General features: G+C 64.6%; 25 protein-coding genes and 1 other RNA gene. 10 read left to right on the forward strand and 16 right to left on the reverse strand.

What is annotated here, in order from left to right; genetic code table 11:
- The first annotated feature begins 69 nt into the window (after positions 1-69).
- The 4 genes from ftsY (at position 70) to ACZ2HM_RS09405 (ending at position 2,960) form a co-directional block, all read left to right on the forward strand.
- Positions 70-1,002 (forward strand): signal recognition particle-docking protein FtsY, encoded by a 933-nt coding sequence (gene ftsY / locus ACZ2HM_RS09390; protein WP_152542530.1) that lies wholly within the window; start codon positions 70-72, stop codon positions 1,000-1,002.
- Complete coding sequence (gene ispZ / locus ACZ2HM_RS09395; RefSeq protein WP_037475350.1) at positions 992-1,609, forward strand: septation protein IspZ; 618 nt, start codon at positions 992-994, stop codon at positions 1,607-1,609. The genes ftsY and ispZ overlap by 11 nt, the downstream gene beginning before the upstream one ends.
- 179 nt (positions 1,610-1,788) lie before the next feature.
- Positions 1,789-2,403 carry a superoxide dismutase gene (locus ACZ2HM_RS09400; RefSeq protein WP_037475352.1) on the forward strand — a complete coding sequence of 205 codons (615 nt, stop codon included), beginning with the start codon at positions 1,789-1,791 and terminating at the stop codon, positions 2,401-2,403.
- Between the two features lie 119 nt (positions 2,404-2,522).
- Entirely contained in the window at positions 2,523-2,960 is a 438-nt protein-coding gene (locus tag ACZ2HM_RS09405) for a hemerythrin domain-containing protein (protein WP_470425105.1), read from the forward strand.
- 6 nt (positions 2,961-2,966) lie between these two features.
- On the opposite strand, the gene ACZ2HM_RS09410 is transcribed toward ACZ2HM_RS09405, so the two are convergent.
- From ACZ2HM_RS09410 to mscL, 13 genes are all read right to left on the reverse strand, one after another.
- On the reverse strand, positions 2,967-4,499 hold the full coding sequence (locus ACZ2HM_RS09410) for a methyl-accepting chemotaxis protein (protein WP_470425106.1): 1,533 nt from the start codon (positions 4,497-4,499) through the stop codon (positions 2,967-2,969).
- Positions 4,499-4,750: a hypothetical protein gene (locus ACZ2HM_RS09415; protein ID WP_069066106.1), complete on the reverse strand. Its 252-nt coding sequence runs from the start codon at positions 4,748-4,750 to the stop codon at positions 4,499-4,501. The genes ACZ2HM_RS09410 and ACZ2HM_RS09415 overlap by 1 nt, the downstream gene beginning before the upstream one ends.
- Before the next feature lie 94 nt (positions 4,751-4,844).
- Positions 4,845-5,159, reverse strand: a complete 315-nt coding sequence (locus tag ACZ2HM_RS09420) for a (2Fe-2S) ferredoxin domain-containing protein (protein WP_470426828.1) — start codon at positions 5,157-5,159, stop codon at positions 4,845-4,847.
- Between the two features lie 10 nt (positions 5,160-5,169).
- On the reverse strand, positions 5,170-5,718 hold the full coding sequence (locus tag ACZ2HM_RS09425) for a J domain-containing protein (RefSeq protein ID WP_037475360.1): 549 nt from the start codon (positions 5,716-5,718) through the stop codon (positions 5,170-5,172).
- A 69-nt stretch (positions 5,719-5,787) separates the two neighbouring features.
- An RNA gene (rnpB, locus tag ACZ2HM_RS09430) (RNase P RNA component class A) lies at positions 5,788-6,173 on the reverse strand.
- A gap of 41 nt (positions 6,174-6,214) precedes the next feature.
- Positions 6,215-6,913 (reverse strand): N-acetylmuramoyl-L-alanine amidase, encoded by a 699-nt coding sequence (locus ACZ2HM_RS09435; protein ID WP_037478310.1) that lies wholly within the window; start codon positions 6,911-6,913, stop codon positions 6,215-6,217.
- A gap of 94 nt (positions 6,914-7,007) precedes the next feature.
- On the reverse strand, positions 7,008-7,871 hold the full coding sequence (locus tag ACZ2HM_RS09440; protein WP_470425107.1) for a CheR family methyltransferase: 864 nt from the start codon (positions 7,869-7,871) through the stop codon (positions 7,008-7,010).
- Positions 7,868-8,950, reverse strand: a complete 1,083-nt coding sequence (locus ACZ2HM_RS09445) for a chemotaxis protein CheB (protein ID WP_037475367.1) — start codon at positions 8,948-8,950, stop codon at positions 7,868-7,870. The genes ACZ2HM_RS09440 and ACZ2HM_RS09445 overlap by 4 nt, the downstream gene beginning before the upstream one ends.
- Before the next feature lie 69 nt (positions 8,951-9,019).
- Positions 9,020-9,385: a response regulator gene (locus ACZ2HM_RS09450; RefSeq protein WP_037475370.1), complete on the reverse strand. Its 366-nt coding sequence runs from the start codon at positions 9,383-9,385 to the stop codon at positions 9,020-9,022.
- Between the two features lie 84 nt (positions 9,386-9,469).
- Complete coding sequence (locus ACZ2HM_RS09455; protein ID WP_037475373.1) at positions 9,470-9,907, reverse strand: chemotaxis protein CheW; 438 nt, start codon at positions 9,905-9,907, stop codon at positions 9,470-9,472.
- A gap of 4 nt (positions 9,908-9,911) precedes the next feature.
- Positions 9,912-12,284 carry a chemotaxis protein CheA gene (locus ACZ2HM_RS09460; RefSeq protein WP_470425108.1) on the reverse strand — a complete coding sequence of 791 codons (2,373 nt, stop codon included), beginning with the start codon at positions 12,282-12,284 and terminating at the stop codon, positions 9,912-9,914.
- Between the two features lie 139 nt (positions 12,285-12,423).
- Positions 12,424-12,693 carry a hypothetical protein gene (locus ACZ2HM_RS09465; RefSeq protein WP_037475378.1) on the reverse strand — a complete coding sequence of 90 codons (270 nt, stop codon included), beginning with the start codon at positions 12,691-12,693 and terminating at the stop codon, positions 12,424-12,426.
- 143 nt (positions 12,694-12,836) lie between these two features.
- Entirely contained in the window at positions 12,837-13,280 is a 444-nt protein-coding gene (mscL, locus tag ACZ2HM_RS09470; protein ID WP_037475380.1) for a large conductance mechanosensitive channel protein MscL, read from the reverse strand.
- Between the two features lie 103 nt (positions 13,281-13,383).
- Here mscL and ACZ2HM_RS09475 point away from each other — a divergent pair, with 103 nt between their 5' ends.
- From ACZ2HM_RS09475 to ACZ2HM_RS09490, 4 genes are read left to right on the forward strand one after another with little or no spacing between them, the layout of a single operon-like run.
- Positions 13,384-13,986 carry a LemA family protein gene (locus ACZ2HM_RS09475; protein WP_037475382.1) on the forward strand — a complete coding sequence of 201 codons (603 nt, stop codon included), beginning with the start codon at positions 13,384-13,386 and terminating at the stop codon, positions 13,984-13,986.
- An 11-nt stretch (positions 13,987-13,997) separates the two neighbouring features.
- Positions 13,998-14,891 (forward strand): TPM domain-containing protein, encoded by an 894-nt coding sequence (locus tag ACZ2HM_RS09480; RefSeq protein WP_470425109.1) that lies wholly within the window; start codon positions 13,998-14,000, stop codon positions 14,889-14,891.
- A complete protein-coding gene (locus tag ACZ2HM_RS09485; RefSeq protein WP_037472159.1) occupies positions 14,891-15,568 on the forward strand; it encodes a TPM domain-containing protein in 678 nt (225 codons plus the stop codon). The genes ACZ2HM_RS09480 and ACZ2HM_RS09485 overlap by 1 nt, the downstream gene beginning before the upstream one ends.
- The gene (locus ACZ2HM_RS09490; protein WP_470425110.1) at positions 15,565-16,095 is read left to right on the forward strand and encodes an NUDIX hydrolase; all 531 of its coding nucleotides are present in this window, start codon (positions 15,565-15,567) and stop codon (positions 16,093-16,095) included. The genes ACZ2HM_RS09485 and ACZ2HM_RS09490 overlap by 4 nt, the downstream gene beginning before the upstream one ends.
- On the opposite strand, the gene ACZ2HM_RS09495 is transcribed toward ACZ2HM_RS09490, so the two are convergent.
- Positions 16,092-16,550, reverse strand: a complete 459-nt coding sequence (locus tag ACZ2HM_RS09495) for a DUF6456 domain-containing protein (protein WP_470425111.1) — start codon at positions 16,548-16,550, stop codon at positions 16,092-16,094. The two genes, ACZ2HM_RS09490 and ACZ2HM_RS09495, sit on opposite strands and share 4 nt — an antisense overlap.
- A 99-nt stretch (positions 16,551-16,649) precedes the next feature.
- Here ACZ2HM_RS09495 and ACZ2HM_RS09500 point away from each other — a divergent pair, with 99 nt between their 5' ends.
- Together ACZ2HM_RS09500 and ACZ2HM_RS09505 are read left to right on the forward strand one after the other, a co-directional pair.
- Positions 16,650-17,213 carry a helix-turn-helix domain-containing protein gene (locus ACZ2HM_RS09500; protein ID WP_037472155.1) on the forward strand — a complete coding sequence of 188 codons (564 nt, stop codon included), beginning with the start codon at positions 16,650-16,652 and terminating at the stop codon, positions 17,211-17,213.
- 59 nt (positions 17,214-17,272) lie between these two features.
- Positions 17,273-18,445 (forward strand): glycosyltransferase, encoded by a 1,173-nt coding sequence (locus ACZ2HM_RS09505; RefSeq protein WP_470425112.1) that lies wholly within the window; start codon positions 17,273-17,275, stop codon positions 18,443-18,445.
- On the opposite strand, the gene ACZ2HM_RS09510 is transcribed toward ACZ2HM_RS09505, so the two are convergent.
- The gene (locus tag ACZ2HM_RS09510) at positions 18,421-20,064 is read right to left on the reverse strand and encodes a molybdopterin-dependent oxidoreductase (RefSeq protein WP_470425113.1); all 1,644 of its coding nucleotides are present in this window, start codon (positions 20,062-20,064) and stop codon (positions 18,421-18,423) included. The genes ACZ2HM_RS09505 and ACZ2HM_RS09510 overlap by 25 nt on opposite strands.
- An 82-nt stretch (positions 20,065-20,146) precedes the next feature.
- A complete protein-coding gene (locus ACZ2HM_RS09515; protein ID WP_470425114.1) occupies positions 20,147-21,007 on the reverse strand; it encodes a metallophosphoesterase family protein in 861 nt (286 codons plus the stop codon).
- Positions 21,008-21,012: the final 5 nt, after the last annotated feature.

The following is a 21,012-nucleotide window of genomic DNA, read 5'->3' on the forward strand; positions in this document are numbered from 1 at the left end:
ACCGCCGCGCTTGATGCTGCGTCGGGAGATGGATCCCCGCCTGCGCGAGGATGACGATGGTGGATGAACATGGCTGACATTTCCTGGCGCGACCGTCTCTTTGGCGGATTGAAGCGCACGTCCGACAAGCTCGGCGACAATCTCACCGGCCTGTTCGGCAAGGCCGCCCTGGACGCGCAGACCCTTGACGAGATCGAGGAGGCGCTGATCCTGTCCGACCTCGGTCCGGCCATGGCCGTGCGGGTGCGCGAACGCCTGGCCGAAGGCCGGTTCAACAAGGAACTGACAGAAGAGTATCTGCGCGAGATCATCGCGGAGGAAATCGAGAAGGTCTTGGCCCCCGTCGCCCGGCCACTAGAGATCGAAGCCTTCCCCCGGCCGCAGGTCATCCTGGTCATTGGCGTCAACGGGTCGGGCAAGACCACCACCATCGCCAAGCTCGCGCATAATTTTCTGGAACAGGATTATGGCGTGATGCTGGCAGCGGGCGACACGTTCCGCGCCGCCGCGATCGGCCAGCTCAAGGTCTGGGCCGAGCGGTTGGGCATCCCGATCGTCGCGGGCAAGGAAGGCGGCGACGCGGCGGGCATCGTGTTCGACGCGGTCAAGCAGGCGACCGCGACCGGCATCGACGTGCTGATCGTCGACACCGCAGGGCGCTTGCAGAACAAGACCGAGTTGATGGACGAACTGGCCAAGATCCGCCGCATACTGGGCCGGCTGAACCCGGCTTCGCCGCATGACGTCGTGCTGGTGCTGGATGCGACCACGGGCCAGAATGCGCTGAACCAGATCGAAGTGTTCAAGGAAACCGCGCAGGTCACGGGCCTCGTCATGACCAAGCTGGACGGCACGGCGCGCGGCGGCGTGCTGGTCGCGGCGGCAGAGAAATTCCGCCTGCCCATCCACGCCATTGGCGTCGGGGAAAAGATCGAGGATCTGCGCCCCTTCGATCCCGGCGACATGGCGCGCGCTATCGCAGGAACAGCCTATGCCCGCTGATACCAAACCCGCCCATAGCGGCACGCTCAGCCTGGCGCTCGATTTCGGGCCGCTGCTCGTCTTTTTCCTCGGCTATAAATTTCTCGGCATGATCGTCGGCACGGCGGCCTTCATGGTCGCCATCATCATTGCGGTGATCGTGTCGAAATGGAAACTGGGCCGGGTTTCGCCGATGCTCTGGCTATCGGCAGCGCTGGTGCTGTTCTTCGGCGGCCTGACCATCTATTTCCATGACCAGAGCTTCATCCAGTTGAAGCCGACCATCATCTACGCCTTCTTCGCATTGATGCTGTTCGCGGGACTGGTGCGGGGCAAGCCGCTGCTCAAATATCTGTTGCAGGCGGCCTATGATGGCCTGAGCCACACCGGTTGGATGAAGCTGTCCCGCAACTGGGCGCTCTTCTTCGTCGCCATGGCGATCGCGAACGAAGCGATGCGTCGCTCGCTGAGCTTCGACACCTGGCTTGCGGTCAAGGTTTGGGGCGTGACCATCGTCTCGGTGATCTTCGCCGCCGCCAATATCCCGATGCTGATGCGTCACGGCCTGAAACTGGGCGACGAGCCTGCCAGCGACGATCTGGGCGAGACGACCCCGCCCCAAGGTTGAGCCGCCCGCTAAGCCCTTATTTCTGCGATCGTTTCGCAATAGGCATATAGGCCTTTTTTTCCGCGCGCGGGTGCGCATATGGAAGGGCGCGGCGGCGTTTCGCGTCCCGCCTGGACCCATAATAGATCGACCGCGCCAGTCATCGTGCGGCCGTCCCACCGAACCTTAGGAGTTCCGCCATGGCTTTTGTTCTGCCCGACCTGCCCTATGCCAAGGATGCATTTGGCGACATCCTGTCGGCCGAAACCTTCGACTATCACCACGGCAAGCATCATAACGCCTATGTCGTGAAGGCCAATGAACTGGTCGCCGCCGACGCGGCCCACCAGGGCAAGTCGCTGGTCGAGCTGATCAAGTCGACCAAGGGCGGCCTGTTCAACCAGGTCGGCCAGATCTGGAACCACACATTCTACTGGCAGTCGCTGTCGCCGACCAAGACCGCGCCGACCGGTGACCTGCTGGCCAAGATCGAAGAGGCGTTCGGTTCGGTCGATGCGCTGATCGAGAAGATGAAGGCGGAGGCCGTGGGCCATTTCGCCAGCGGCTGGGCCGCGCTGATCCTCAAGGACGGCAAGCTGGAAGTCACCAGCTATCATGACGCCGACACGCCGGTCGCGCATGAAGGTCATGCCCCGCTGCTGATCGTCGATGTGTGGGAACATGCCTATTATATCGACTATCGCAACGCACGCCCCGGCTATGCCGACCGCATCCTCAAAGACGCAATCAACTGGGACTTTGCGGCGCTGAACCTGGATGGCGAAGGCGCGAGCCGCGCTGATCAGCCGGGCTGAAGCACAAAGGGCGGCCCCACAAGGGGCCGCCCACTTTTTTTGCGCCAGTTCGGACCTTACACAATCTTTTGTTAAATCCCGACGCGCATCATCGCCTATCCTTGAGGGAGGGGCGACATATGATGGATATGACGGCGCTGCGGGGGCAGCATGAACAAATCAGCCTGACCGCCCGGCAACTGGCGCAGGCCACGAGCGACACGGCCACGCCGCAAAGCGTTGCGGCGCTCCGATGGTCCCTCGCGCGACAATTGATCGCGCATCTCGCGCTGGAGGATCGCATCCTCTATCCCGCGATGCAGCGGGCGCCGGACTTGGCCGCACGCAAGACAGCCGCCCAATTGCAGAGCGAAACCGGCGCACTGGCCGATCGCTTCACCCGTTATATGGCCGATTGGAGCGATGATCGCATCGCGCGCGAATGGCCCGCCTTCTGTGCGGAAACACGGCTGATCCTGGCGGCGCTGGCCGAACGGGTCGACCGCGAGAATCGCACCCTCTATCCATTGGCGGACCAGCAACGACGCCCCATGCCACCGGTCGCACGGGCAAGCTGACCGGGCTCAGGCCGCTTCGAGTTGCGCCACGAACAGGTCTGTCGCGCGCTGCAAATCCTGCGCCGTGCGCGACAGACCGGAAGCGGCACTCGACACCCGCCCCGACAGGCTTTCCGTGCTGCGGGCCATGTCCGCCACTTGCTCCATTCGTCCGGCCATGATGGTGGCGTCCTGTGCCGTATCCCGCGCCGTCGCACCAATGGCCGCCGTCGCATCCCGCTGATCCGCCACCGCGCGTTGGATCGCATCGGCGGCATCGGCCAGTTGCTCGACTGCGCTCGCGACATCGGACAGCGCGTTTTGGGCGACTCCTGCGCCCTGCTGTGCCGAAGACGCCAGCGACTGGATCTCCCCTGTCGCATTGGCCGCCTGCCCCGCCAATTGCTTCACCTCGCCCGCCACCACGGCAAAGCCACGTCCGACATCCCCGGCGCGCGCCGCTTCGATCGTGGCATTGAGCGCCAGCAAATTGGTACGCGACGCGATCTGGGTGATCGAATGGGCAAAGCTGGTGATGGAAGCGGTATGATTTTCCATGTCGCGCATCGCTTCATGTCCGGCGTTGGACACACGTTGCGCCTCACCGCCTAGCGTCGCCTGCTGATGTGCGGCCGAGGCGATGGCCGTGATGGATTCGGACAACTGATCAATCCGCTGCGCCAACATCGCCGCGCGCGCCGAGGATTGCTCCGCGGCATGAACAGTCTCGCCGGTACCCGCACTTGCGCGGCGCGCGAGATCGTTCAGCGAGAGCGCTGACTCCTCCAACTCGCCGGTCGCTGCACTGACCGCATCGGCCACTTCGGCAATCGACTGGCGGAAGGCCGCAAGCAATGCCAGCGTTTCGGCCCGGCGATCCGCCATCATCCGTTCGCGTTCCCGCTCCCTTTCGACCCGCAGCGCTGCTTCGCGTGCATCGGCCTCCCGCCGCGCCGCCATCGCCGCTTCCGCAGCCGCGCGTCCGGCCTGGGCCTGTTCGGCCAACTCCGCCGATCCCGCGACATGACGATCCAATGCCAGCAGCATTTCGCGCAGGCGAACGCTCAGATAACAGAGCACCGATGCCTGCAAGATCACCGCCGCCCCGTGGAGCGCGATCCGTTCGAGATTGCCCTGCCCCGGAAAGACCCAGGAAGGCGCAAGATAATTGAGCAACAGATGATGGAGCGCAACCAATGTCGCCCCCAACACGATCGGCCGCCAGTCATAGAGCAGCACCAGCCCCGCCAGCGCGACGAAGAAATACATATGGCCGTCCATTTGCCAGCCATGGCCGGACAGCAGCACGACGCCGATGGCAGGCTGAACCGCCGCGAGTGTGCCCATGACCATACGGGCTTCCAGATCCCGACGCCCACGCAGGACCATCACCGTGGGCAGCGCATTGACCAAGGCGGACAGGAACATCGCCTTGACGCTGTCCTCTTCGCCCATCGCCATGGCCATCAGGCCCAGCACCACGGTCCAGACCCAGTTGGCGAGCAACAGGATACGCAGACCCTGCAAGCGCAGACGGCCAAGACTGCTGATCGCGTTCATCAGCCCAGATCTCCGCAACCACCAGCGTCAGCCGCAATGGCCAGGACACCTGCCATGAACAAGGGCCGCGCCAAGGCGTCACGCCGTCCCTCCACCACCAGCGATCCCGCCCATGGCCCGGCAGCGATCAGCCGCGCACCATGGGCAACCGCGACGCGCGCAAGCCCCGCGCGCCCATCCTGGGTCATCGGCATCAGCAGCATACGTCCGCTGACGGGGGGCATGGCGTAAAGCACGGCCAGGCTGCTCATCGCCAAGCAGCATTGAACGGATAGGGACGTGCCAGGACGCGCGCGCGCAAAATAGGTCATTCAGTCCGGATAGGATTGAATGGTAAGGATAATATTAAGGCTGTTTTGGTGCGCCTATGCCCAAAGTGACAGCGAGTTCATCCAGATCAGTACCCGGTTTCACCAGCAGCCATTCGCGACTCACCGCGCCGTTGACCACCGTCACCGCGCCCTTGGGACAGATGCCCAGGCAGTCGACTTCGATGATCCCTGCCGCCGCTTTGCGCCCTTTGCCCAGCGTCAGATGCTTGCGCAGCGCCTTGGCCAGCCGCTCGTCACCGTCGGGGCCAAAGCCGCCATCCAGTTTCTTGGCGCATTTGCGGCACACCAGCACGGCGTTGCGCCAATTGGAGCGGACATGATCCTTCATCGATCGGCCTTCAATCCACCGCGCCACGCGGTTTCCACGTCCGCCGCTCCTCGGCGGCGCGCAGAACCTCATAGGCGGCCTGGATCGTCTGGAATTGGACCGCCGCCTTGGCATCGCCGGGCTTTACGTCAGGGTGGAATTCCTTGGCCAATCGACGCCAGCTTTTCTTCACCGCTTCGAAATCGGCGTCATCCTCCAGCTCCAGCGCCTGGAGCGCGTGCAGTTCGTCGCGCGACCGGTTGCCATCGCCTGGCCCACCCCAGCCATGATAGGCGCTCGACTGAAAGCCACCCGCATCGCGCCGCTCATCATGTTCGCGCTTCGCCCGCTCTTCGTCATCCAGCCCCTGAAAATAATCCCAGTTCCGGTTATATTCGCCCGCATGTTCGGGGCAGAAATACCAGCGTTCCGGGCTGTTGGGGGATTTGGGCGCAGGGCAATTGCCCGGCTGGTCACAACCAAAGCGGTCGCAGCCGCGCACCGCCTGGGCTTCACGCGATGCGCCATAGCTGCGCCAGCGGGGAAAGCCCCAGTCATTGGATCGGCCGTTACGAGACATGGATTACAGGTAAGGATTCCGTCAGAAAAACGCCACCCCGCTGCAGCGCAAAAGGGGTCGCCAAAAAAATGTGCCAGAGGGCCTATAAGCCGGGTTTTGTCCTCTCCTTGCGGAGATGTGCGACCATTCCTCTAGGGGACGGATTACTCCGCCCCTCAAGCAACCAACCCGGACGATCTCGGTCGAAACAGACCTAGCAGCCAAAACTGCGCGCCGTCCCTATTCGGTCTTGCTCCCGGTGGGGTTTACCGTGCCGCCTTGCGTTGCCGCAGACGCGGTGCGCTCTTACCGCACCCTTTCAATTTCGCATGGCCTAAGCCGTTGCGACCTGCTTTCTGTTGCACTGTCCCTTGGATCACTCCAGCCGGTCGTTAACCGGCACCGTCATTTCGTGGAGCCCGGACTTTCCTCGCCGTGGAAGTTACCCGCCACGCCGCGGCCGCCCAGCCCTCTGGCGGACACGTCCCTAGCGCCGTTCGGGTCCGGCGTCACCTGCTTATTCATCGCCCCTGGGCTTGGGCAGCAACAGCGCGAGCAGGATGGCACGGCATTCGCCATCGATCACCCCGTCGATCCGTTCCGGGCGAAAGCGGCGCTGGAACGCGACCACCGCCGCCTGCGGTTCGGCAATGTCATAGCCGAAGCGTTCGAGCGCGAGCATGAAGCCGCCATCGGTCCAGTGTGGGTCCATCAGATTCTTGGTCGGCCGGGGCAGCGCCAGTCGCAGCCGCGCCAGTTGGCCCCAGGGAAACAACTCGCCCGGATCCTGCTTGCGCGCAGGCGCGATATCGCTGTGGCCAACGATATTGCCACGCGTGATCCGGTGCCGCTGGGTGATGTCATGCACCAATGGGATTAACGATCCCATCTGCGCTTCGGGAAAGGGCCGATAGCCCCATTCATGCCCCGGATTGATAATCTCTATGCCGATGCTGGCCGAGTTGATGTCGTCGATACCGCGCCAGTGCGACCGCCCGGCGTGCCAGGCGCGCTTGGCCTCATCGACCATGCGGATGATCTGGCCATCCTCGGTCACGACATAATGGGCCGACACCTTCGATTCCGGGTTGGCCAGCCAGTTGATCGCGCTCGCCGCGTCGGGCATCCCGGTATAATGCAGCACCAGCATGGTGATGGGCAGGCTGCGCTCGTCATAATTGGGCGACGGCGTCTCGATCATCGGCAGCTTGGTCATCATGCCCTTTCGGCCTGCACCGTCGATCCGGCGGCCTGACCATGACAATGGCGCAGCGCGACGCCGCAATCAAGCATGGTTAAGGACGGGCAGGTTAGCCTGCCAGCCGCGTCCGCCCGATGGTGCCCTCCGGTAGCGCTGCCTGCCGGGCATAGGCACCGCGAAATTCGGGATGGGCGGTAAAATCATCCCCCTGCCCGATCACAGTTTCGCCTGCTCCCAATAGCAATACCGACCGGGCATGGCTGTGTCGGCCCAGCAGCCGCAGCACCGCCTGCCGCCGCTCCGGCGAGAAATAGAGTAGGACGTTGCGGCACAGGAGAAGATCATATTCGCCGGTGGGAACCTTGGCATCGAACAGGTTGTCGTGGCGGAAATCGATCATGCGGCGCAGTTCCGCGCTGGCGCGCCAATCTTCGCCATGCGGTTCGAACCATTTGATGAGGTCGCCGACCGCCAAGCCGCGCTGAACGTCCATTTGCGAGAAAATGCCGGCGCGCGCCTGATCGATCGCCGCGGTCGAAATGTCCGTGGCCATGATCTCGATCCGCCAGCCGCTCCAGCGCGCGGCATCGTTGCGCAGGCGGATCGCCAGCGAATAGGCTTCCTGACCGGTCGAACAGCCCGCGCTCCAGATGCGCAAGGTGCGATTGGATCGCTCCGCCTGGATCGCGGGCAGGATCTGGCGATGGATCATGTCGAAGATCTGAAGGTCGCGAAAGAAGCTGCTTTCATTGTTGAGGAGCGCGTTGACCACATCTTCCTCCAGGCGGGGATCGCTCTTGCGCGTCAACCATCCGGCCAGTTCGTCCATGTCCGTCAGCTTATGCTGTCGCAACACCGGACGGAGCGCGGTTTCCATCCGCCAGGCGCGCCCTTCGGACAAGGCCTGACCGGTGCGGGCTTCGAGCAGCGCCGCCAGGACGCGGGCCGCGCCTTCGAATACCGCTGCCGTCATATGCCGACCCTGCCGCGCTTGGTAATGAAGTTCATCATCTGGTGCGGCTCCATCAAGGCGCAGGTCAGGCCAGCACCAGCAACCGATCCCGGCATGCCCCAAACGACGCTGCTGGCTTCGTCCTGCGCCACGATCCAGCCGCCCGCCGCGACGATGTCGCGCGCGCCGACCGTGCCGTCCCGGCCCATGCCGGTCAGCACGACCCCGGCTGCGCCCGCGCCATAGACCTCCGCCATGCTGGCGAACATCGGATCGACGCCGGGTAGGTTGCCCGCTGGCGTGCGTTCGGGATTGAGTTGCACCATGACCCGGCCGTGGAGGCCACGGCGTACCTGCAGATTAGCATCGCCCGGCGCGACATAGATGGTGTCGGGGAGCAAGATATCCCCGGTTTCAGCCACCTTCACCCGTAAGCTCGTCATGCGCATCAGTTGTTGCGCGAAATAGACGGTGAAGCTGGCGGGCAGATGCTGGGTCAGCAGCAGCGGCACCCCCATCGGCGCTGACAGGCCTTCGAACAATTGGCCCAGCGCATGGATACCGCCGGTGGAGGCGCCAATGCCCAGGCAAGCCAGCGGCTGAAGCGCGGGTCGCGCGACCGGTGGGACGACCGGTGCGGTGGACAGGACAGCCATGACGCGCTGGTCGAACAGGCGGTTGAGCCGGTCGATCAAGCCCTGGGAGAATTGGTCGCCGAAACTGCCGCTGCCGGGCTTCGACACGATGTCACTGGCGCCAAGCGCCAGCGCTTCGACCGCCGCCGCGCTGCCTTCCTCGCACTTGCCCGACAGGATCGCGACCTTCACGTCGGCCTGCGCCTTCAATATCGCCGGGAGCGCGGCAAGGCCGCTCTGCCCCGGCAGTTCGATGTCGAGCAGAACCAGATCGACGGCATGATCGGCCAGATAGCCCAGGGCCAGTTCCGCGCTGTTGCTCTTGTGAACCACGCTATAGGCTGGCTCGTTGTTGAGTATCCGCTCGATCACCGTGCGGACCACCACCGAATCATCGACGATCAGGGTGCGCACGGCACCCTGCTGTCTCCTTATATGGGTCATGATCGGCATGTTGACGGTCATCACGAGGCTTTCTGCACGAAGACGAAAAGGGTGGAGGTTACTCCCTGGATTGGAGTGCAGGCTGTCGGGCTAGATAACCCCGACGATCACCAATTTGCTTTCCAGCGTTTCGCGATCGAAAGGCTTCATCACATATTCGTCGGCCCCCGCCTCGACCGCAGCCTTGATATGGCTGATGCCATTTTCCGTGGTGCAGAAGATGATCTTGGGACGGGCGGTCATCTTGGCGGTCGTCAGGGCCTGCAGAAACTCCATCCCGCTCATCACCGGCATGTTCCAGTCGAGCAGGACCACGTCCGGCGCGGAGGCTTCGCACTGGGTCAGGGCGTCCTGTCCATCCACCGCTTCGGTGACGGACAGGTCGAGCGATTCGAGAATATGGCGGGCCACCTTGCGGATAACCTTCGAATCGTCGACGACCAGGCAGTTCTTCATGATGCGTCCCTTTGGAATTTATGGCCCGAAAATCGAGACCTAACGGGCAAAAGCGAGTTTTTGGTAAACGTGTTGGAAAACAGTTCAGGCCGCCTGGGCCTGGCAGCCGCCGTCGATGAAGCTGGCCAAGGACACCAGCAGCCAGGGATGACCATCCTGTTCCACGATGGCGCGGCCATAGGGTGCCCAGGCCCGGTCCAACTGACCGCGCAGCGGCAGTTCCCCCTCCGGCACGCGGCAGATGTCGGAGACGCTGTCGACCATCAGACCATAGCTGTGCCCGGCGATATTGGCGATGATGGCGAGGCCCGCGTCGCGGGTCGGCGAGGCCATCCCCTGGATCAAGGCGGCCGTATCGATGATCGTCAGCACCCGGCTGCGCAGCGCTGACAGGCCCGCGACATGCGCGCCCATGCCCGGCACCGGCGAAATTTCGGTCAGCTTGACCACCGCTTCCACCTCGTCGGTTTCCACCGCGATCCGCGTGCCCGCCAGCGTGGCGAAAAGATATAGTCGGTTCATGGCCCTATCCCTGTCCGGCGGTGATCGCCGCCATCAGTGCGTCCTGGTCATAGCGATAGATGCTGGCGTCGTGCGGTCCGGCGGCACGGGGCGAGGCGCGCAGTTGCACCACGCGGCATCCGGTCATCTCCGCCATGATCCCGGCGACTTTCGATCCTTCGCCATCATGGCACAGCAATACGTCGCGCGGGTCGATCACGCCGTCTTCCGGCAGGCCCAGCACGACGTCATGGCCCGCCTGCCGCAACAGCGGTGCCAATATCTCGCGGGTCCAGCCATCCTCGGCATCGGCCAGCAGGCAACGGCCGCCCTGCCCTTCGACGCTGTCGTAACCGGACAGCGAAGCGAACAGTGCAAACGGGTTTATCACCTCCAGATGCTCGCCTTCGATCACCGCGACGCCGCTCAGGATTCCTTGCATCGCGACCATGTCGGGGACCAGCGGCATCTGGACGATGTCCAGCACGGCGGCGACCGGGTAGCAGGCTTCCTGCGTGCCATCGCGCAGGCGCAAAGCGGACACTTTGGCCCGATCGAACTGGGACAAGCCATTGACGACGGGGATTAATCGCCCGTCGAGCCGGACATAGGCCTGGTCGCCCGACCGGCCGAACAGCCCGACATCGATATCTTCGACCCGGTCGATCAGCGCCAGTTTGAGCAGCCGTTTTTCGCCGGTCATTTCCTCGAACCGCAGCGCCGCGACCATCTCGACCCCGGCCTGGGCGTCCGCCTGTTCCTCTGTCCGCCGTGCGGCCTGATCGTCCAGGATCGTGGGGAGTTGGGCCGCGCTGGCAATGCCTGCCGCGTCCAGCAGCAGCATCGGCTTGCCATTGTCCGGCAAGGTCATGCCGGCATAGACGCCCGTCGCCATGATCAATGGCGAGGCTGGCCGGATCACCAGTTCCTCATGATTGTCCACGGCGGCGACGCCCATCGCATAGGGTACGCCGCTGCCCGACCGTACCACCATGATGGCGCGGGGTCCGGCCTGTGCCGGTCGGTCCATGCCCAGCACATCTTCCAGCTCGATCATCGAATGCCGCACGCCGCGGATCGTGGCGATCTGTGCGCCGCCGATGCAGCTGATCTGGAGCATCGCATTGTTATCATGCAGTATTTCGACAACGGCAGCGCGCGGGATGGCGAAATGCAGGCCGCCCGCCCGCACCACCAGCCCCGGAATGATGGTCAGCGTCAGCGGCACGCGCAGGGTGATGCACAGCCCCTGGCCCGGATGATTGTCGAGCGCGATGACGCCGCCGATCCGCTCTACATTGGCGCGCACCACGTCCATGCCGACGCCGCGGCCGGAGATCGACGTCACTTGATCGGCGGTGGACAGCCCGGCGTGGAAGATCAGGTCCAGCTTGTCCGCCTCGGTCATCCGTGCCGCCGCTTCAGGGGTCAGCCGGCCTGCGCTGATCGCCTTGTCCACCAGCCGCGCAGTGTCGATGCCTGCGCCATCGTCGCTGATGGTGATGACGATCTGATTGCCCGACTGGCGGGCCTCCACGCGTAGCGCGCCAGCTTCCGGCTTGCCGACCGCGCGACGCTGTTCGGGGGACTCGATGCCATGGTCGATGGCGTTGCGGACGATATGGGTGAGCGGGTCGACGACCATCTCCACCATTTCGCGGTCCATTTCGACGTCGCCGCCCTCCAGCGTCAGGTCGATGCGTTTGCCCAGATCCCGGCCGAGATCGCGGACCATGCGCGGGATGGCCGCGAACAGCCGTTCGACCCGTTGCATCCGCGTCTTGGAAATCACGTCGCGCATGTCCGCCACGCAGGTCGACAGCCGTTCGAACACATTGTCGAGTTCCGGGTCGGCCGACCGTTCGCGCAGTTTGCGCGACAATTCGTTGCGGGCCAGCACCATGTCCGACACGCCGTTCATCAACTGGTCGATCAGGCTCAAGGGCAGGCGAATGGTGCGGGGGCCAGCCTGTCCCGCTTGACGCGCCACCGCGACCGGAGCCGCCTGCACCTGGGGCGCGGGCTGGTCCACTGGCGCGTTGAGCGCCGCAATCAGATAATCGTCATTTTCATTGGGGAGCGCCGCGCCCATGGCCACCGCTTCAGTCAGTTCGCCGATCCGGTCCATCAGGCCCAGTACGGCGCTCACCGTTGCGGGATCAGCGCCGCGCTTGCCTGCACGAATGTCCGCCAGCACATCTTCGGCAGCGTGGCTGAGCCGTTCGAACCTGGGCAGGTTGAGGAAGCCGCAACTGCCCTTGACCGTGTGGAAGAAACGGAAGATCGCATCGAGCCGGTCGCGGTCAGACGGGTCGGCTTCCCACGCCACGACCTCCCCAGCCAACGCTTCAAGCGTTTCCTGGGTTTCCGATATGAATTCCTGCAGTAACTCGTCCATTGCCATGGCCCCACCGATGCGCGCGACAGGCACCTTTGGCGGGACGTGGTTAAGGGGCCGTTAAAAGCCGGGACGCAGACGGCAAAAGGGGCGCCGTGACCATGTCACGACGCCCCTTCGCTTGAATGACGAGAGCAGATTACTGCTGGTCTTCGACCGCTTCTTCAGCCTTCTCGCCCGCTTCGCGGGTGGCGTCGGCCTTGTTTTCCAGCGCATCGGCAGCATTTTCAGCCGACATTTCGGCGTTGCCGGTCAGGTTGTCGGCCATGGCTTCCATATTGTCAGCCTGGTTGTCGAGGGCGTCCGCCTGATTTTCGTAAGCGTTCTCGACCTGGTTTTCCTTGGCGGAATCGCACGCTGCGAGCGCGACAAGGCTGGCGAGGCCAAGGACTTTGACGAAGGTTTTCACGGCGTTGTTCTCCTGTTGCGCCCCCTGGGGCTACCTACTTCGCAAGGCTTCCAGGCCGCACACGCAGCCTTCAGCCCTGACCGCGATCAACCGGTCGCGCCGGGGATGGTTCCCGTCGCAGTCTCGCTTCGTCGCATAAACGATTATTTTTTGAGGGAATCGCGGATTTCGCGCAGCAACATGATGTCTTCGGGGGTGGGCGCGGGTGCCGCAGCGGGTGCTTCGGCTTCCTGCTTGGCGGTCAGCCTGTTCACCAGCTTGACCAGCAGGAAGATGATGAAGGCCAGGATCACGAAATTGACCAGCACGGTCAGAAATTCGCCCCAGCCGAACATGGCGACGCCCGCCGCCTTTAGATCGGCATAGCTTTCGGGGTTGCCCTTAAACTCTGCGGGCAGATCGCCCATGCGGATGAAGTAGCCCGAAAAGTCGGCGCCGCCGAAAATATAGCCGACCACCGGCATGATCAGGTCATCGGTCAGCGATTTGGTGATGGTCGCGAAGGCGCCGCCGATGATGACGCCGACCGCGAGGTCCATCACATTGCCGCGATTGATGAAAGTCTTGAATTCCGAAAGCAGCCCCATGGTTTAAGCCCTTTTACCATCTGCGATAATATCTGCATGGCCCGTTGCGCGGATCAGTTCAACGCCCTATTTCCAGCAACGAAACAATCGCCAAGGATGTCCCATGACGCGCCTGCGCCGCTTCTCCACCTTTCTGCTGCCGCTCTTTGGGGCGTTCGCCCTGTCCGCGTGCGGCATCAACAGCGTTCCAACGGCCGAGGAAGAGGCGAAGGCCAAATGGGCCGACGTGCAGGCGCAATATCAGCGCCGCTCCAACCTGGTCGGCAATCTGGTCGCCACGGTCAAGGCGGCGGGCAAGCAGGAGCAGGACACGCTGGTCCAGGTGACCGAGGCGCGTGCCAAGGCCACTTCGGTACAGGTCAATGCCGAAGACCTGTCCGATCCCGCCAAGGTCGCGCAGTTCCAGGCGGCACAGGCGCAGTTGAGCCAGGGGCTTGGCCGCCTGCTCGCCTCGGTCGAGGCCTATCCCGACCTCAAGAGCAATGAGAATTTCCTGCAGCTCCAGTCCCAGCTGGAGGGCACCGAGAACCGCATCGCCGTTGCCATTCGCGACTATAATGGCGCGGTGCAGGCTTATAATACCCGCATCCGCACCTTCCCCGATGCGATCGGCGCGAAGATCATCCATGGGGCCAAGCCGATGACGCCGTTCCAGGCCACCACCCCCGGCGCGGAAGAAGCCCCCAAGGTCGATTTCGGTAGTTGAGCATCGGAACCATGCTTTCCTTTCCGTTCGGCCTGAGTCTGTCGAAGGCCCCTTCCCTTCGTTGGGGAGGAGCGTCGATAGGCCTGCTCCGCACGGCACTGTCTGGCCTGTTTCTTCTCCTTCTCCTCGCGCTCGCCTCGACGGCATGGGCGCAGGATTTTCCGAAGTTCGACGACAAGGGCGTGGTCGATGCCGCCAACCTGCTCGATCCGGCGCAGGAGCAGGCACTTAGCCAGACGCTGATCGCGCAGAAGCAGGCCAGCGGGCGGTCGCTGGTGGTCGCGACCATAGCCGATCTGCAGGGCTATGATATTGCCGACTATGGCTATCGGCTGGGTCGCGCCTGGGGCATTGGTGACAAGGACAGCAATGGCGCGCTGCTGATCATCGCGCCCAATGATCGCAAGGTGCGGATCGAGGTCGGCTATGGCCTGGAAGGCATACTGACCGACGCGCTTTCCTCGCAGATTATCCGCAATGCCATCACCCCGCGCTTCAAGGCGGGCGACATGCCCGGTGGCATCGCGGCGGGCGTGGAGCAGATCACCGCCTTGCTTGCCCTGCCGCCCGAAGAGGCCAAGGCCCGTGCGGCGGCCGCAGAAACCGAAGCGCGGGCCGCCGATCGCGGCGGCAGTGCGATATTGGGTTTGTGGCCGATCCTGTTCATCGTCCTGTTCATCGCCATGCGACTGATGTCGCGCGGCACCGGCGGGGGCGGCGGGAAGCGCTATCGCCGGGGCGGGAGCAGCATGCCGATCATCCTGTGGGGTCCGGGTGCGGGCGGGTCCGGCTGGGGGTCGGGCGGCGGCTCCAGTTGGGGCGGTGGTGGCGGCTTTGGCGGCGGCGGCGGCGGCTTTTCGGGTGGCGGCAGCTTCGGCGGCGGCGGCGCGTCGGGAGACTGGTGATGCAGCTTAACCTTAGCCAGGCCGACCATGACCTCGTTTCCGCCGCGGTCGCGGAGACCGAAGCGCTGACGTCGGGCGAGATTGTCACCATCGTCGCACGTCGGTCGGACGCCTATCATGATGTCGGGCTTAGCTGGGCGGCGGCGGCGGTGTTCATCGCCCTGTCGCTTGCCGCAGCTTTCCCCGACCATTTGCATAGCTTCATGTCCACCTTGTGGCTCGATTGGGAGCATGAACTGGCGGACTGGAAGCTGATGACCGGCTTGCTGGGGCTGCTGCTGCTCAAATTCCTGATCGTGCGCTATGCGCTGGCGATCATGCCGCTGCGCATGGCGCTGACCCCGCGCGCGACCAAGGCGCGTCGCGTGCGCCGCCGTGCCATCCTGCTGTTCCGCTCGGCGGTCGAGGCGCGCACCCATGGCCGCACTGGCGTCCTCCTCTATCTCTCGCTCGACGAACATCGCGCCGAACTGGTCGCCGACCGCGCGATCAACGACAAGGTTGCGCCCGAAGCCTGGGGCGAGGCGATGGCGGCGCTGATCGAGGCGATCCGCGATGGTCGCCCCGGCGAAGGGCTGGCGGCCGAAGTGAGGCAGGTCGGCGCGATATTGGCGACGCATTTCCCGCGCGCGCAGGACGACATCAACGAATTGCCCGACAGGCTGATCGAATTATGACCGACCCGGATCGCGATGCGCCCGAAGAGGTGATGTGGCAGGGCCGCTTCATCACCGCCAAACAGCGCGGCAAATGGGAATATGTGGGCCGCGCGCGCGGCATCCAGGCGGCCGTGATCCTGGCGATCGATGACGGCCATGTCCTGCTGGTCGATCAATATCGCGTGCCTTTGGGTCGGCGCTGCATCGAACTGCCCGCTGGCCTGGTGGGTGACGAGGCAGCGGGCGAGGACGCCAGCATCGCCGCCGCGCGCGAGCTGGAGGAGGAGACGGGCTATCGCCCTGCCCGGCTCGAATCGCTGGGCCAGTTTTTCAGCTCTCCGGGCATGGTGTCGGAAAGTTTCACCCTGTTCCGCGCCCTTGGCCTGAAGAAGACCGGCGAAGGCGGTGGCGTGGAGGGCGAGGATATTATCGTCCACCGCATCCCGCTTGCCACCCTGACCGACCAGATCGCGGAGTGGCGCGCGCAGGGCTATGCGATGGACGTCAAGCTGCTCCTGCTTTTGGGCGCGGGGATGATGGCTTAGGCCACCCGATACCAGTCGGCCACGCGCTCCAGGGCGAGGGTCAGCACCAGCTTGCCTGCGCGGCTCGGCCAGCCCAGCGCTTTTTCCGCCGCGACGAGGCCTTCGCCTGCACAGACCACGCGCCACAATATGTCGGCGAGGCCAGGCCCGGCGGCCGTGATCGCGCCATCGAAACGGTCGCGCGCCGACAGTTGCGCGCTGGTCGGGTCGGGCGTTCGTCCTGGTCCGCGCCGCCCGCCCTCGCGCGGGGCCGCATCCCAACACATGGCCACCCGTGCGCCGAGGCCCGCTTTCTCCCAGTCGGCGCGCAGGCGTTCGCCCGCCAGATATTGGCGTTCGCTCACATGGCCGCGCGTGTGCAGCCAGGCGAGCGGCGATTCGCCGAGATTGACCATTACGCGCTGCGCCCGGCCATCGGGGCCTTCGATCGTCTGTTCGATATGCGTTACGGCCATCACCACCTCCTGCTGCCCAAGAATCGGAAGAGCCGCTCTTGCCATGGGGGATCATTTGTAGGAAAGAGAAAACCAAATAGGTTATTATAGAGGCGTGGGATGATCACCCGTATCCGCGAAGTCCGCAAGGCGAAGGGGCTGACACTCGAACAGGTGGGCGCGCTGTGCGACCCGCCGACCACGGCGCAGACGATCGGGCGGCTGGAAACGGGCACGCGCACCGTATCGGTGAAATGGCTCAACCGCATCGCGCTGGCACTGGGCGTCACCACGTCCGAACTGGTCGCGTTGCCGGGCCAGGCCGAAGTGCCGGTTGCAGCGTTGCTCGGCCCTGATGGCGTGCGCGCGCCGACCCGGCCGCTCGCCTTCCCCTCGCCCGCGCCCAGCGACGGCATGGTAGGCGTGCATGTCAGCGCCAGCATCGGCGATTATCGCAGCGGCGACGCGATCTGGTGCCGCCGCATCGGACCGGAAGAATTCGCCAGCGCGCTCAATCGCGACATTCTCTTTCCGCGTCCCGCCGGGCGTTTCCTGTTCGGGCGGCTGATCGGGCGGGAAGGCGACCGGCTGCAACTGCTGCCGCTGGGGTCGGGCGCGCGGCAATTGGTGCTGACCGACCCGCCATGGGCCGCAGTCGCCGTGCAACTCGTCCGGCGGCTCTAGCCAAAAGCACAAGCGCCGCTTAACCCGATGGCAATGGCTGATCCGCGAAAGACAAGACCATGACGCTCAACGTCCTCATGCTATCGACCCTCTTTCCCGATATCAGCCGCCCCAATTTCGGCGTGTTCGTGGAACGGCAGGCGCGCGAACTGGCCAGCCGGGCGGAGGCGACGGTCACCGTCGTCGCGCCGGTCGGCCTGCCGCCATGGCCGCTCTCGCTCAGCGCCCGCTATGCGCCGCTGCGCGCGCTGCCGCGTAAGGAACGCTGGCGCGAACTGACCGTCTATCGCCCGACCTTTCCGATCATCCCCAAATTCGGCGGGCGCACCAATGTCATCACCATGACGCGCGCCATCCTGCCGCTGGTGCGTCGGCTCCACGCGCAGACGCCGTTCGACGTGATCGATGCGAGTTTCTTCTTCCCCGATGGGCCGGTGGCGCAGCGACTGTCGAAGGCGCTCGGCATTCCCTATTCCGTCAAGGCGCGCGGCGCGGATATTCACCATTGGGGCACGCAGCGCGGCACCCGCAAGATGGTGCGTCAGGCGGGCGATCAGGCGGCGGGCATGCTCGCCGTGTCCGACGCGATGCGCCGGTCGATGGCGCGGATGGGGATGGATGCCGACAAGATCCGGGTCCATTATACCGGGGTCGATCTCGACACGTTCGAACTGTCCGATCGCGCAGCGGCGAAGGAAGCGCTCGATTTCAGCGGGCCGGTGGTGCTGTGCGTCGGGGCGCTGATCCCGCGCAAGGGGCAGGAACTGCTCGTCCGCGCGCTGCCCGCATTGCCCGACGTCACGTTGCTGCTGGCGGGACAGGGTCAATATCGGCGGACGCTCGAAAATCTGGCGCAGGAGCTGGGGGTGGAGCGCCGAGTCGGTTTCCTGGGGTCGGTGCCGCATCATAAATTGCCGCGCATCTTTGCCGCCGCCGATGTGATGGCGCTGCCGTCGGCATCCGAAGGCCTGGCCAATGCCTGGGTCGAATCGCTCGCCTGCGGCACGCCGATCGTGATCAGCGACGTGGGCGGTGCCCGCGAATTGCTCGATCGGCCCGAAGCTGGGCAGATCGTCGAGCGCGATCCGCAAGCCATCGCAGCGGCCATTCGTACTATCCTTGATGATCCGCCGCCACCGGAGAAGGTGCGCGAGGCCGCGCTACGCTTCACCTGGGCGGCCAATGGCGACGCGCTGCTGGCGCATCTTCAGGGGATCGCGGCCTCGGCCTGACCCGCGATCGGCAAGAGCCGCGCCCGACCATCGGACGTCGGAAAATGCCCGCCATCGAATGGCACTTCGCCCCAGCGCCACGGCGTCAGTTCGGCATAGGCCGGGTTGGAAATGGGTGCATGGCGGCGCAGGTTGAGCAGTCGCGTGCCATCATTGCGATAGGCGGTCAGCCGCCCATGTTCGCGATAAATGTCGGCGGGCTGTTCATAATGGAAGGCATCGCCCCAGCCCATGGCTTGGGCCACCCGCGTCAACATCCACCAGTCGGGCCGCGCTTCGCCGGGCAAGTCGAACAGGCGGCGATGGCGACTGACCAGCCGGTCCAGCCCCGTTACCGTGCCATCCTTTTCGATCCAGTTCGCCGAAGGGAGGCATAGGGTCCAGCCGTCCTCGGCTTCTTTCGCACGGTCGGTCGAGCGGATCGACAGTGGCACCACCGCTCGCGCGGCGCGCAACCAGTCCGTTGCCCCGTCATCCGCGCCGATGCTCCATAACGCCCGCACCTGCCCGTCGCGCATCGCGTCGAGCAGCGCTGCGTCCTCCAGTCCGGGCTGTTCCACCAACTGCCGCGCCCCCCAGAAGCGCGCGACATTGGCGCGCACGGGTTCGTAGAAATCGCCATGCGCCGCGAGGTCGGCGGCGTGACAACCCACCTCGCGCGCGCCCATGCCGTTCGCGCCGGAAGGCAGCGCGAAGGGTGCCGCGCCCGGTCGTCCGATCCTTCCCGTGAGCAGATGCAGGTTGATCGCCGCCACCGCGACATCCGCGCCCGCCGTCTCGCCGAACAGGGTCACCAGCCGATCGACCGGTCCGATCGCATCGAAGAAATCGCGCACCTGGCCCGGCTCGATCCCGCAGACCCGCGCCACCGACCAGAGATCATGGCCGGGGGCGAGCCGATCCCGAAAGCCATCCGGCACGGTCACATGCGCGGCCACGAAGTCGGCGTCGATCAGGCCACTATCAATGCTGTGCAACAGCCATCCGGCCAGTAAGCGGGCGACACTGCCTGTGCGCACCGGCAATTGCATGTCGGCTTCGATCCCCGTGCCCAGCACCACGAGCCGCGTGCCGCGCGTCGTGCGCGCATCCTGTACCCGTTCCAGCAAGAGCGGGTGCGCCAGCAACGCAGGCACGTCGGCGATCAGGATCAGGTCGGCGCGGTCGATATCCTCCAGCGTGGCGGGCATCACATCTTCGCCATAGGCGGCGCGCTGCACGTCGCCGATCGCGCCGCGCCAGGGGGCATGGATATGGGTGGACCCCAAAAAGCCCTTCATCAGCTTGTTGGCGACATAATAATCCTCGGTCAGCAAGCCGCCGCCGACATGCAGCGCGACGCTGCCGGGGCCATGACGCGCCTGCACGGCGGCCAGACGCCGCGCGATCAGCGCAATGGCCTTGTCCCATGCTACCCGCTTACCCTCGATCAGCGGGTGCAGCAAGCGCCCGTCCAGGTCCGCCATGACCGTCAGCGCATCCGCGCCTTCGCACAGCCGCCCGGCATTGGCGGGATGCGCCTTGTCGCCCTCGATCCGCAGGTCGCGATCGGTGCCAGTCATCGCCCGCACGCCGCAACCCATGCCACACTGGCCGCACAGGCTTCTGACGATCGCCATCTCAGCGCGGATTCCGGTTGCGAACGCTCATAGGCCGCGTCCTAGCGTATCGCGCTATCCGACAAAAGCAGCCACGGCGATGTCAGGCGATGGCACCCACGCTCACCGGATGATCAACCGCCTCGCCGGTCCAGCGATCGCCATGCTGATGATAGGCGACATGGCTGGCGCGCTGGAAGCCGGTGCCGTCCCAAACGATTACCTGCAGTTCCACTTCATTATTTCGGTGGACGTGCAGCCAGTTGAAGCTCTGCGGTTCGTCGTTGCGCAGGCGTGTCGAGGTGGCAGTGCCAGCCTGGATCACCAGCGCGCCGCCCGCTTGTTCCACCATCTTCGTCGCCGATTCGGCATAGGTCTGATGAAAATGGCCCGCCAGTGCGAGATGCACCCCAGCTTCGCGTGCCGCCTGTATCGCGTCCTCATGCTGGCCGACCGCTTCGCTCAGTTCGCCGCCCCGGCCGATCGGCATGGCGAACAGCGGGTGGTGGGTCACGAGTATCCGCGTCTTGTCCGGGGCGACGGGAGCGAAGCGCTGGCGTAATATCTCCATTTGATCATGATTGATCCGGCCATCCTTGATCGTCAGCGAGCGCGCCGTGTTAAGGCCCAGAATGGCGACTTCGGCATCCTCATAAAAGGGGCACAGGTCGCTGCTGATATAGCGTTTGTAGCGATCAAGCGGGGCCATGAACCGCCGCACCACGTCATAGAGTGGCACATCATGATTGCCGGGCACGACCAGCAATTTGAGGCCTGCGCTACGCAGGCGGTTGAGCCAGGCCGATGCCGCCCGGAACTGATCGACGCGGGCGCGCTGGGTGAAATCGCCGCTGATGACGACCAGGTCCGGTCGGCGCGCCTCCAGCCAGGCGGTGGCAGCGTCGACGATCCTGGGATCGTTCGCGCCAAAGTGAATGTCGGAGAGATGTGCGATGCGGGCCATCAAAG

The organism is Sphingobium sp. KKT206, from assembly GCF_055640555.1.